General features: G+C 28.6%; 14 protein-coding genes. 12 read left to right on the top strand and 2 right to left on the bottom strand.

What is annotated here, in order from left to right:
- Positions 1-29: 29 nt before the first annotated feature.
- From GQS57_RS02920 to GQS57_RS02885, 8 genes are all read left to right on the top strand, one after another.
- Positions 30-446, top strand: coding sequence for a helix-turn-helix domain-containing protein (locus GQS57_RS02920; protein WP_165731030.1), 417 nt, complete (start codon positions 30-32; stop codon positions 444-446).
- A gap of 21 nt (positions 447-467) precedes the next feature.
- On the top strand, positions 468-1,154 hold the full coding sequence (locus tag GQS57_RS02915; RefSeq protein WP_165731028.1) for a hypothetical protein: 687 nt from the start codon (positions 468-470) through the stop codon (positions 1,152-1,154).
- Positions 1,155-1,395: 241 nt separating this feature from the next.
- Positions 1,396-1,902, top strand: coding sequence for a BfmA/BtgA family mobilization protein (locus tag GQS57_RS02910; protein WP_165731026.1), 507 nt, complete (start codon positions 1,396-1,398; stop codon positions 1,900-1,902).
- 1 nt (position 1,903) lies between these two features.
- The gene (locus GQS57_RS02905) at positions 1,904-2,824 is read left to right on the top strand and encodes a DUF5712 family protein (protein ID WP_165731024.1); all 921 of its coding nucleotides are present in this window, start codon (positions 1,904-1,906) and stop codon (positions 2,822-2,824) included.
- Positions 2,778-3,368, top strand: coding sequence for a ParA family protein (locus GQS57_RS02900; RefSeq protein ID WP_165731022.1), 591 nt, complete (start codon positions 2,778-2,780; stop codon positions 3,366-3,368). The genes GQS57_RS02905 and GQS57_RS02900 overlap by 47 nt, the downstream gene beginning before the upstream one ends.
- Positions 3,369-3,410: 42 nt before the next feature.
- Complete coding sequence (locus GQS57_RS02895) at positions 3,411-3,635, top strand: hypothetical protein (protein ID WP_165731021.1); 225 nt, start codon at positions 3,411-3,413, stop codon at positions 3,633-3,635.
- 324 nt (positions 3,636-3,959) lie between these two features.
- The gene (locus GQS57_RS02890; protein ID WP_165731019.1) at positions 3,960-4,532 is read left to right on the top strand and encodes a hypothetical protein; all 573 of its coding nucleotides are present in this window, start codon (positions 3,960-3,962) and stop codon (positions 4,530-4,532) included.
- Between the two features lie 26 nt (positions 4,533-4,558).
- Positions 4,559-4,885 carry a hypothetical protein gene (locus tag GQS57_RS02885; protein WP_165731017.1) on the top strand — a complete coding sequence of 109 codons (327 nt, stop codon included), beginning with the start codon at positions 4,559-4,561 and terminating at the stop codon, positions 4,883-4,885.
- A 324-nt stretch (positions 4,886-5,209) separates the two neighbouring features.
- Here GQS57_RS02885 and GQS57_RS02880 read toward each other — a convergent pair whose 3' ends face one another.
- On the bottom strand, positions 5,210-5,983 hold the full coding sequence (locus GQS57_RS02880) for a LexA family transcriptional regulator (protein WP_165731015.1): 774 nt from the start codon (positions 5,981-5,983) through the stop codon (positions 5,210-5,212).
- A gap of 52 nt (positions 5,984-6,035) precedes the next feature.
- Between GQS57_RS02880 and GQS57_RS02875 the strand changes: the two genes are divergently transcribed.
- Both GQS57_RS02875 and GQS57_RS02870 read left to right on the top strand, forming a co-directional pair.
- On the top strand, positions 6,036-7,250 hold the full coding sequence (locus GQS57_RS02875) for a DNA polymerase IV (protein WP_165731013.1): 1,215 nt from the start codon (positions 6,036-6,038) through the stop codon (positions 7,248-7,250).
- A gap of 11 nt (positions 7,251-7,261) precedes the next feature.
- Positions 7,262-10,219: a DNA polymerase III subunit alpha gene (locus GQS57_RS02870; protein ID WP_165731011.1), complete on the top strand. Its 2,958-nt coding sequence runs from the start codon at positions 7,262-7,264 to the stop codon at positions 10,217-10,219.
- A 347-nt stretch (positions 10,220-10,566) separates the two neighbouring features.
- Here the strand turns inward: GQS57_RS02870 and GQS57_RS02865 are convergent, their stop codons facing one another.
- Positions 10,567-10,725, bottom strand: a complete 159-nt coding sequence (locus tag GQS57_RS02865; RefSeq protein WP_165731010.1) for a hypothetical protein — start codon at positions 10,723-10,725, stop codon at positions 10,567-10,569.
- A 219-nt stretch (positions 10,726-10,944) separates the two neighbouring features.
- Here GQS57_RS02865 and GQS57_RS02860 point away from each other — a divergent pair, with 219 nt between their 5' ends.
- Positions 10,945-11,970, top strand: coding sequence for a hypothetical protein (locus GQS57_RS02860; RefSeq protein WP_165731008.1), 1,026 nt, complete (start codon positions 10,945-10,947; stop codon positions 11,968-11,970).
- On the top strand, positions 11,970-12,728 hold the full coding sequence (locus GQS57_RS02855; protein ID WP_165731006.1) for a LytTR family DNA-binding domain-containing protein: 759 nt from the start codon (positions 11,970-11,972) through the stop codon (positions 12,726-12,728). Before GQS57_RS02860 ends, GQS57_RS02855 begins: the two co-directional genes overlap by 1 nt.
- Positions 12,729-12,762: the final 34 nt, after the last annotated feature.

The following is a 12,762-nucleotide window of genomic DNA, read 5'->3' as shown; positions in this document are numbered from 1 at the left end:
TAAAAAATAGAGTTCCAAAAACCAAGAAAATGAATAATGTTAAGAATAATATAAGTAAGAATTTCACTATAGCTCCAAATGAACTAATAAACGATAATCAAATAACTGATAGAGCACGATTTTTATTCATTTACATGTGTTCTAAACCAAACGATTGGGAATTTAAGAATTATTACCTCTCGCTTGCTTTAAACTACTCCAAAGACACTTTAAGAAAATATTTAAAAGAACTAGTAAATTCTGGTTGGATAATTAAAGAAAAACAGAAAAGAACATCTGGAAAATTTAGCCCAAACACATATGTATTAAATTCTGAACCAGTAATGATTTTACCGTGTCGGAAAAATACCGACACGATAAAAAACCGTCACAGAGAAATCCCTACACATAGTAATAAAGAGTATACAAATAAAGAAAATATAAAAAGAAATAATTTAATTAAATGAATTTAAAAATTTATAAAAGTTATGAGTTTAAAATCAGTGCAAAAAATCATTCAAAACATAGTTTTTGAAAAAAGAAAAAAAGTTGCGCAAAAAAAAGAAAAAATTATGACCACAAATCAATTAAAAGAACTTTTCAATAATGAAGCAAAAAAATACTACGCTTTAGAAAGAAGATCTTTTGAAGTAGATGATAATAATAAACAATTTTTAAATGCTTTTTGTAAATACTTTGTTCAAGATCCTACTTTTGAAACAGAACATAATGGTAATCTAAATAAAGGCTTATTTGTTTTTGGAAATAATGGTACAGGCAAAACTTCTAGCTTTCAAATTATTCAAAACATATCCAAATTATACTCAATTAAACAATTATGGGTACCAATTATTTCTACTCAAAATGTAATCCAACAGTTCAATCTTTCAGAGAGCAATAAAAAGGATTATATCATAAAATATTACGCCCGAGGTACATACCTATTTGATGACTTAGGAGCTGAAAAAGAAGCATCAAATTACGGGAAGGAAGATATTTTTATAAGGATTTTAGAGTATCGATATAATGAATTTATAACCAAAGGCACAAAGACTTTTATAACTTCAAACCTAAGCTTTGAAGAAATAAAGAAAAGATATGGTGAAAGAGTTTATGATCGCTTTTATCAAATGTTTAATCAAATTAAACTAGATGGAAAAAGTAGAAGGTTTTAAAATATTCAATATAAAATTCATTCTTAGTAATCAGTTTTGTTTACGTGCTAACATGTGTTCTTATAAAGAAGCAAGTTGAACAGGGGCTTTGTTGCACTTCTCCCCTATTTTCAACTTGCCCTACGGGGTTCAAAGCACTGATTTTATTGACTTTAGGTCAATAATTAAGAATATAATATTTTATAACAAGATTATAAACAAACAACCAACTCGTTGATTATCAACAACAAAAACTATAAACATGGCAAAAAAAAGCATTTTAATTAAAGAATTCCATCATAAAGAATTAGTTAAAATATCTAAAACTTTTGGTTCTCAATATGGAGATTTAATAGAATCTATGATTATCTATTTTAAGAAAACAGGCATCAATCCAGTAGAAGCTATAAATGAAAATCCTGCTGCTATGGTTAAGGTTTTAGATAAGCGAATTGTATCTTTTTTAAAAGTACAAGAACGAGATATTTTAAAGCCTTTAAGAAGCGAAGTATTTCAACATGCTAAAGAACAAAAAGAACAATTTTCAACCTTATTAAAATGGGTACAAGATTCCATAATAAAGATAAATAATTTTGACAGAGATAGAACAATAACCTTAACGGAAGAGCTAGATAAACTTAAAGGAGAGTTGAATAAAGTGAATAGAAAAATCCACAAACAACAAGAAGCTTTTATGGAAATCGCCGATTTAATAGATACCAAAAATAAATCTGGTATTAAGGGAACTCTTAAATCTATTTTTGAATAATATGCCAATAAGTAAACCTCATAGCACACTAGGTGCTACAAATACTTCTAGCTGTATTGACTTGGCAATGTATCTAGAAAAAGAAAATAATGAACTAGATAAACTTTTAAAAAAAACAAAATCTATTGATGAAGCTAGACAAATTGAAAATAGGAAACAATTCTTTTTCTCCCATTCTAAAAACAACATTAGCACCAATGAAGTAATCTCTAGTATTGATAAGAATATTAAGAAATTAGGAAAAAAAGATGCTAAATATTTTGCTCCAACAATCAATTTTAGTCAACAAGAATTAAAGCATATTATACAATCGGTTACAGATAAAAAAGAAGTTGAAAATGTCTGGGAGCTTAATGCTAGAGAATATGAATTATTCAATGATAAAATTAAAGAATACACAAAATTAATAATGAACAATTATGCAAAGAATTTTAATAGAGAAGACAAAGGATTAAAATCAGGTAACGACTTAGTTTATTTTGCAAAAATTGAACATTTTAGAAAATTTAAAGGTACTGATGATGAAGTTAAAAATGGGATCTATAAAGCAGGAGAATTGAAGCCAGGAGTCAATAGTCACGTCCACTTAATAGTCAGCAGGAAAGACAAAACCCAAAGGTTAAAATTAACACCAACAACCAAAGAACGCTCTACAACTAGAACCATTGGAGGAAATACCTATCATGTTGGTTTTGATAGAATGAAATGGATTAATATGAATGAAAAAAGTTTTGATGATTTTTTCCAGTATAAACGAAGACAACGAGAAATGTTTATCAATCAATATATACTTAAAAATGGTTCTCCCAAAGAAAAAGAAACATTACTAAAAAGGATAGAAACTAAAGAACAAACAATTGAAAACACTATAAATCATGCCAAAAATCGTACTCGTAACACATCAAAAGGGAGGAGTTGGTAAGTCAACCCTAACTTTTAATCTTGCTCAAAATATTTCTAAAAATGCCAAAGTTGCTGTTTTAGATTTTGATTTACAAGGAAGTTTATCACAGTTAAAAGAATTGGTAACAGATTTTGAGATTATTCCTTTTAAGAAGAAAATAGATGATATTCTAAAACTAGATTATGATTTTATCTTTATCGACACACCTCCTTACCTATCCAATCACTTACCTAAATTGATTGCAATAGCGGGTTTAGTGATTGTCCCCACCAAAGCAGGAATCTTAGATCTATTAGCTATCAAAGGCACTTTAGAACTGATAGAAGATGCAAATAAAACAGCAGAGACATTGGTTGTGTTTAATATGATAAAAGCCAATACTACATTAACTATAGATATACTTATTGGTTTAGAAGAATACAATGTAAAAATAGCCAACACCCACATTAGTGACTTGGTTGCTTTTACAAGGTCTGTTTTAGTTAAAGGAGTAAGAAATGATAAAAATGCTCAAAAACAATTAGATAATTTAACTAAAGAAATATTAACAAAATTGATATAAATATAGATCTCTATAAATCTATAAAAATACAAATCTATCATTATGGAAAAACAAAACATAAACGAGCTTATTAATAAAGCTAAATCTAGCAATCAAAATAAAACAATTCAAAAGATTGTTCCGATAGCAACAAAAGAAATAGAAGAAATTCAGTTTTCATTTTACATGGAAAAAGAACTGCTTAAAAAATTAAAACTAAAAGCTGTACAAGAAGACACTAGTATGAAACATTTAGTAAATAATGCTATTAAAAACGCTCTAAAATAAATTTAAATAAGCTTTTTTGAATCATTTTAAACATAAGTAATCTGCTTTTTAAAAAGTTTGCTTAAATTTGAAATAAATACAATTATATAAGAAAAAATACAATTATAAAATATACATATAAAGCGTTTAGCTTTTGATTTGGTTTTAGAAACTCGCCAGTTAATAATCCACCACTTTCAAAAGATAAGACGCCCAACGTTTTGCGTTGGGCTGTTCTTATTATGGTGGATTGGGTTTCTGGCGAGACCTCTAAAACTAATAAGATTCAGTCCCAACGTTTTTTTTGTGCCTAAAAAACACCTAATATTAATTAACAATAAGCTTATGAAAATCAAAACATCAACCCTAATAATCATATTTTTAATACTACTAACATCTTGTAGTTCAGACAAACTAACTACCAGCAAAGCTGAATCGTTATTTATTGCTTGTCAAGCAGGAGAAAACCTTATAAAGACTAATACATCTTCTTTTGGTATTTTAGAAAGGTCTGATAGTTCTAAAAAAAAGAATGGAAACTTTATAGCATCATATAAAAAGTTAGAAAAAGAAGGACTTTACACCGTAGGAGAATTACAACGTATAAAAAGAAATTATACAATGAGGGATAGGTATAAAGTAGACTTAACCCCAAAAGCTAAAGAATTCTTAATTAGTGCTAGAGAAAAATATAATGGCGAGATTTCAGGAAAGTTTAGAATCTGTGAATACACTTTTGGCAGTATAGAAGAAATCCATGAAATACCAGAAAAAAATATTGCAGATGTAAGAGTAAAATTAATCCGCATTAAAGAAACTCCTTTTTTTAGAGAAGCACATGAGAAGTTAAATCCTAAAGAAATATTCAAACAAGTTAAATATAAAAAAACTAATAATGGATGGAAACTATGTAATTAATAATCAATCAAAAAAAAGCGTAAAATATGTATTTAAAAGATAGTAATATTATTGTTGACCTACTAAAAAAAATGATTAGAAAAAACACTCCTTATCCTTCAGAGGGACTTAAGGAATTTGATAATTTTTTCTTTGAAGTGGAATTAGATGTTTCAGGGTTTAAAGAAGATTTAATTGAAAAAGGAATTGAAGATTTATGCTCTAATTCTAAATGGCATACAATTAATGAAGCAGTTGTTTACTCCGCAGATATTACAGCCGTAAGCCTTAATTGTACAGATGAAAAATTAAAATTTCATATACTAAAGCAAAAGTTAATAGAATTTAGAGATTTAGTTTTGGATGAAAAATAATTTTATCGTTTTATATTTTTACACACTTATACCTTTATATAAAAAGATAAACTGTACGTGAGCCTGCCGCTCGGGCTCATTTTAAAAATCAGTTAATAATTTCTAGTTAAATGATAAAAAATAATCAACTGATTTTGAAAACGGAAAAACTACATGGGTATATTTTACCCTTAAAACACAAACGAAGGTAAATTTTACAATAATTTACCTTCGTTTTTTAAATAAATATAAATGTACACTTATATAAAAATACTTTTATACAAATGTGCTTTTATACAATTGTACTTTTGTAAAAAAGTATATTTAGACTTTTGTATAATTATATCAAATTAAAGACTTCTTCAAAGCCTCTAACTCTACTCCTAACCCATTAAACATTTGAATAATACTGCTTAATTTTAATTCGTGTTCCTCATATTCTTGTGTATTAATACTACAGGTGAATTTCCATAATTCTAAAATTTCAGAAACAGGCACCTCATAAGGCTGATAAGAAGGATTGTCTGGTTTTAGTAAAAAAGATTGCTTTTCCTCTACTTGATTGTACAACCTTTTATACGTCATACCATCATCTTTTGTAACTACAATATACGAAACACCGCTTTTAGCATTTTTAATATCTTCTACAAATTCTGCTACAACATAAGAACCATCTTTCATGGGCAACATAGAATCTCCTTTTATCGGAAAAGCTCTGTGTTTTCCCGTTGGTAAAAACGGCAATTTTATTTTTTGTAATTGCTCAATATATTCAGGATCATCATATCCTAACAAATAACCAGCAGATGCTTTTGCTGAAATTACCTCAATCAAATTTTCATTATCACTATCCACCGTTATCGGAAACAATACCCTTTTATTTCCCACTTCAATAAAAGAAACATCTTTTGCTTTTGTCAAATCATTTTTAATAATGATGTCAATTGGTATTTTAAAATAAGCTGAAAAATCGATCAAAAAATCGATAGTTGGCGAAGATCTATTTTCCTCATAAGAACTTATTCTTGATCTTGTTACCAATAATTCTTCCGCCAAAGACTCTTGTGTTAGTCCTTTTAAACCTCTTAAATGTTTGATGTTTTTAGATAAATTATTCATAATGCTACAATATTGAGCAAAAAATGTATGAATTTGTAGCTAATTTTACACCGTGAAAAAAAATATTTTACATCTCGATTTAGACACTTTTTTTGTCTCTTGCGAACGATTGATTGACAGTCGATTGCAAAAGAAACCGTTGTTGGTTGGCGGAACTGGAGACAGAGGTGTTGAAGCCGCTTGTAGTTATGAAACCAGAAGATTTGGAGTGCATTCGGGTATGTCTATGAAAATTGCAAGAAAGTTATGTCCTGAAGCAACCGTGATTAGAGGAGACACAAGTATCTATTCTAAATACTCTAATATTGTTACAGAAATCATCAAAGAAAAAGTACCGATTTTTGAAAAAGCGAGTATTGATGAATTCTATGCTGATCTTTCTGGAATGGATGCTTTTTTTGGGAGTTATAAATATGCTTCTGAATTACGTCAACGAATTATTAAAGAAAGTGGTTTACCTATTTCTTTCGGAATGTCGCAAAACAAAATTGTTTCTAAAGTTGCCACTGGAGAAGCAAAACCAAATAATCAATTATTAATTGATGCAGGTTTTGAAAAAGATTTTTTAGCTCCTTTATCTATTAAAAAGATTCCATCCGTAGGAAATAAAACCTATCAAATTCTTAGAAACCTTGGCGTTGATAAAATAAAGGTAATTCAAGAAATGCCTTTAGAAATGATGATTAGTGTTTTAGGTAAAAATGGAAAAACCATTTGGAAACGTGCCAATGGAATTGACAATCCACCAATTATTGCTTTTCACGAACGTAAATCTTTATCCACAGAAAGAACCTATACAAAAGATACGATTGATATGATAAAGTTAAAAGAAACCATTTTTGCAATGGCAGAAAACTTAGCCTATCAATTGAGAAAAGGAGATAAATTAGCAGGTGTAATTAGTGTAAAAATTAGATATTCTGATTTTAACACCTATAACAAACAAATAAAAATCCCTTATACGAGTGCAGATCATATTATCATTCCTGCAGTTTTAGATTTGTTTAAAAAACTGTATCAACGAAGATTATTAATTCGACTGGTAGGTGTAAAAGTATCTGATATTGTCAGTGGTAATTATCAGATTAATCTTTTTGATGATACGGAACAAATGCTAGATCTATACAATGCAATGGATACGGTTCGTAACAAATACGGAGAGAAAAGTATTATGAGAGCAGCTTCTATGGGCGCAAAATCTATTGGTCGTTTTAACAATCCTTTTAACGGAGAACCACCGTTGGTCTTGGCACATAGAAAACAATAATTCATCCTTTTATGTATCTAAATTGTCATACTTATTATTCTTTGCGCTACGGAACATTTTCCGAAGTAGAACTATTGCTGCTTGCTAAAGAAAATAATATTGACACGCTTGCTTTAACGGACATCAACAATACTTCTGCTTGTATGAATTTTGTACAACAAGCTAAAAAAGAGAACATAAAACCTGTGATTGGTGTTGATTTTAGAAATGGCAATCAACAACAATTTGTAGCACTTGCAAAAAGCAATGTTGGGTTTCAAAATATCAATCAATATTTATCTACTTTTTTAGAATCTAAAACTTCCATTCCTGATAAAGCAGATTCATTAGAAGATGTGTTTATCATATATCCTTTTGAAAAAGTGCTGGAATTAAATATCATAGATTTTAAAGATCATGAATTTATTGGAATTTCTATTGCTGAGATTAATAAACTTCGATTTTCTCATTTAAAAAAGTATGAAGATAAATTAGTCATTCAACAACAAGTAACCATCAGAAATAAGAAGGATTTTAACGCACACAGATTATTACGTGCCATTGATAACAATACACTTTTAAGTAAATTACCCACAACAGAAGAATGTTTAACATCCGATGTAATGCACTCGAAAGTAGCGTTACAAAACCACTTTAACGAGTTTCTGTTTATCCTTAAAAATACAGAATCTCTTTTACAACAATGTACTATTAACTTCGGATTTAATGACGCTCGTGAAAACCAGAATCTAAATATATACTATAATAGTTTTGAGCAAGACTGTAAAGCATTATTGAGATTATGTAATGAGAATATTCATAAGCGTTATTCCAATCCAACTAAAAAAGTACACGATCGACTTCAAAAAGAATTGAAAGTAATTATTGATTTAAAATTTGTTTCCTTTTTTTTAATCAATTATGATATTATCAAATATGCTAAAAGCAATAACTTTTTTCATGTTGGTAGAGGAAGCGGTGCCAATAGTATTGTTGCTTATATTTTAGGAATTACAGATGTAGATCCTATTGAATTGGATTTATATTTTGAACGTTTTATCAATCCGTTTAGAGCTTCTCCTCCCGATTTTGATATTGATTTTTCTTGGAAAGACAGAAACACGGTAACGCAATATATTTTTGATCGTTTTGACAATGTGGCTTTGCTTGCAACCTATGTTACTTTTAAATACAGAGCAGTAGTTAGAGAATTGGGTAAAGTCTTTGGTTTACCTAAAGAAGAGATTGATAAATTAAGTAAAGGAAAAACCAATACTGATATCGATGATATTGCCAAACTAGTTTTAAAATACGGAAAACTCATTGAAGGGTTTCCTAATTATGTGAGTGTACATTCTGCAGGGATTTTAATTTTAGACAAACCGATTCATTATTATTCAGCAACTAGTATGCCGCCAAAAGGATTTACTACCGTTCAGTTTGATATGAATATTGCAGATGATGTTGGTATTTTTAAGTTTGATATTTTAGGACAACGTGGATTGGCAAAAATTAAAGATGCCTTAGAAATTATCAAAGAAAATAATCCTGATGATCCGCCGATAGACATTACAGATGTGGAAACTTTTAAGAAGGATAAAAACATCAACAATCTTTTAAAAACTGGTGGTGCTATTGGCGCGTATTATGTAGAATCTCCTGCAATGCGTGGCTTGATGCAAAAATTACAAACGGAAAATTATATTGGTTTGGTGGCTGCAAGTTCTATTATTAGACCAGGCGTTTCTGGTTCTGGAATGAAAGATGAATTTATAAAAAGACATCGTTTTCCTGAAAAAAGAAAAGAAGCAAATCCTATTTTATTAAAAATTATGCCAGAGACTTATGGTGTAATGGTGTATCAAGAAGATGTCATGAAAGTCGCCAATCAGTTTGCCGATTTAACATTAGGTGAAGCCGATGTTTTACGAAGAGGAATGAGCGGAAAATATCGTTCTGTAGCAGAATTTAAAGCAGTAGAAGATAAATTTATTGACAATTGCAGAAAAAAAGGACACAAAGACGAGTTAATTTTTGAAGTATGGAATCAAATAAAAAGTTTTGCAGGCTATGCTTTTGCAAAAGGCCATTCGGCTTCTTATGCGGTAGAAAGTTATCAAAGTTTATTTTTAAAATGCTACTACCCTATTGAATTTATGGTGGCGGTTTTAAATAATGGCGGCGGATTTTATTCACAAGAGCATTATATCCACGAAGCAAAAATGTGTGGAGCCATTGTAGAGTTGCCTTGTATCAATAAAAGTGATCACGCAAATACGGTAAAAGGAAAAACCATTTACTTGGGTTTTGGATACCTTAAAAACTTAGAACATTTATTAATCCAACGGATTTTAACAGAGCGTCAATTGTATGGTTTTTTTCTTTCTTTGGATGATTTTATAGATCGTGTTACCATCTCTATAGAACAACTAACGATTTTAATCCGAATTGACGCATTTCGATTTACAAACAAACCAAAAACAGCTTTATTATGGCAAGCTACTTTTAAATTAAGCGGTACAAAAAAGCCTATAGAACAGCAACAAGGAAAATTATTTCGAGTACAAAATCAGCATTTTGAAATTCCGAAATTAAATACGCATTGGTTAGAAAATGTCTATGATGAAATGGAATTATTAGGTTTTACAATTCATGATTATTTTTCATTGCTTGCCGACAAATTATGTCCGCATACAAAAGCAAAAAACATGCCTGAGTTTTCAAATAAAAACGTATTGCTTTATGGTTTATTAGTGACTACCCGTTACAACAAAACATCACAAGGTAAGCTCATGCGTTTAAGTACCTTTATAGATGCTGATGGTATTTATTTTGATGCAGTACATTTTACAAATGTGGTACATCAATTTCCAATAAACGGAATGGGAATTTATGCGTGTTATGGCAAGATTACCAATCGTTTTGGTTTTTGTAGTATGAATGTCATTCAGTCTAAAAAAATGAGTATTTATGGTGATCCAAGGTTGTAAGTAGCTTTATATAAAAATAGATTTCATAACCTTAAAAAACATCTTTAAAAGAACTCATATTAAGTCTTAGGTTTAATTATTAAATTTGATCTCTTTAAATAATTTTGATCTCTTTTTTTGAAATAAAATATTCTTGAAGCTTACCATAAAAACAAGTGACTAAAATTTTTTATCAACCTTTATAAATTATTTTTCTTCCGATTTTTTATTACTTTTTTAATACTTGTGGACCTACAATAATAAGTCTATTCTCATTATTAGTTTTTACATTCTTCTACATTTTATAATACTTGCCTATGTTAAAAATTGTAATATTTCATTTTAACATAGACAACTACTACAATAAATTACTTCCCTTTAGATCCTCCACCTTTAGAACCTGAAGAAGAAGAATTCCCGCTACTAGAACTTCCACCAGATGTTCTTGGAGCATTGTTTCCTCTTCCTCCTCCTGAAGGTCTTCCTGTTGTACTAGGTGCATTTCTTAATCCGCTTGACTTGGCCATAATTATTTATTTTTTAAATTTACTTACTCCTGTTTAAAGTCTTTTTTCAGCTTATTTCGACCTAATTAACCAGAAGTATTTCTTTTATAAAACTTCGATTACACCTGCAATTTGCGGAAGATTTAAATTTAATTTCTTTATTTATGACAGAGAGCCTATATTTGGGATGTATCCCTACTTTTTTGGGATATTTAAAAAATAGACAGATAGACTATTGCTATGAATAGGTACTCAGATTTAAATGAACAGTTAGAAATATTAGAATTAATAGCTAATATTTTACTTATTTTATTACTATTAATGGTTATCAGAAATTGGTATAACCTTTACAAAAAGCGTTCCTTCAGAATAAAGAATGAAAAATTAATAATCAAACTAGAAAACAGGGAAATAGCATTCAATAACTATAACGACAAATTAAAAATCATTAATAACCTTAAACAAAAGGAAGTAAAAAGTCAGTCTGAAATTTTAAATTTAAAAAACGAATTAAAAAAACACAAACAAGAACATTATGCTACCCTTGATAATAAAGAAAAAGAAATATCTGATCAAAAAAGATTAATAGATCTGCAACAAAAAGCATACGAACGTTATGCTGACTATAAAAATGTAGAAGCAAATAATACTAGACTAGGATCACATTTTATGAAAAATGTGATCACCCAAATTTATGAAGATCTAGAAAATGCAGAAAATTCATACAAAACATTTTTAGGCTATCAGTATAAAAAAGAAAAAGACACTAATAAGATTCCTTCAATAAAAGCATTAAAAAATATTTTCAAACTTTTAGACTATAATGTTGCGGCTTTAAATAATGAAGGCATAACCTTAGAAAATGAGGTAAAACATATTAATATGTTTTTAGAACTTATAAACTACTTAAAACCTAATGCTAAAATAGAACTGAACAATACCTTGAATAAAGAACAGTTAAACAGTATAAAAATTAAACCTACCTTATTTTTTCCTTTTGTAGAAAATGCATTAAAACATGGTAGTTTAAATGAAAATAATTCTTTTATAAATATCTCTTTAAAAGAAAACGATCAAAATCTATTAAGCTATTGCTTAGTTAACAGTACAGAACAAACTTTAGACGATAACAATGTTATAACAACTCAATTCGGCTTAAATGCATTAAAACAATTGATAAATGTTTATTACCCTGGTAGCAAACTAAAATGTACCGCTTTACCAAATAAACAATACATGTCCGAATTAACTTTAAAACTAAAATAATGGTACGTTATATCTTAGTAGATGATTCACCTAGTACTTTAAAAAATGTTAAAGCTAAAATTGATAAAATTAGTAAAGACTATAACTTACAACATATAAAAAGTTATAGTAGTTCTTTAAAAGCTGCCGAACAGATAAAGCAAGAAGATTTTGATGTACTTATTGTAGATTTTGAAATGCCAGTTTACAATGGTATAGAGTTAGCAAAAAAAATAGCGACCAATAAAAAAATAATCTTTTTAACTTCAACTACTAACAACGAAAAATTAGTAATTAACAGTCTTGATATTTCTGGATTTTTAAGTAAACCTTTTGATATTGATGATTTTCAAATTATTCTAAAAAATAAAATTATTGGTCAATCAAACAACTCCTCAATCATCAAAAACCCAGAATATATTACCTTACATATTGGTAAAAATAAAGACTTACGCTTTAAGGCCAAAGAGCTGTACTATATAAGTACTGCTTCTTTTAATCTTGACATTGCAAAGCCAAAAAAAAATTGCGTACATATTTATGGTAAAAACGACGAGTTATTAAAAAAAGACGTTTGTAAAAGTATAATTGAATTAGATGAACAATTAGATATCTATAATTTTAAAAAAATAAGTCAAAGTACCATTATAAATATGGAACATATTAAAGAAAGAGACAATACAAATATTAGCTTATTTGACACTAAAGAATCATTTATAATTACCGATAAAGAAAAAAGAGGATTTGTAGCAAAATTAAGAAATAAATTAGGTTTTTAAAATACATTAGCACATAATAAAAAAATTGCTTAAA

Origin of the sequence: Polaribacter sp. 20A6 (assembly GCF_011378915.1) — a bacterium.
In the GTDB taxonomy this organism is placed as follows: Bacteria; Bacteroidota; Bacteroidia; order Flavobacteriales; family Flavobacteriaceae; genus Polaribacter; species Polaribacter sejongensis.
Note: the sequence above shows the minus strand (reverse complement) of the source record. Positions and strands in the feature narration are given on the sequence as shown.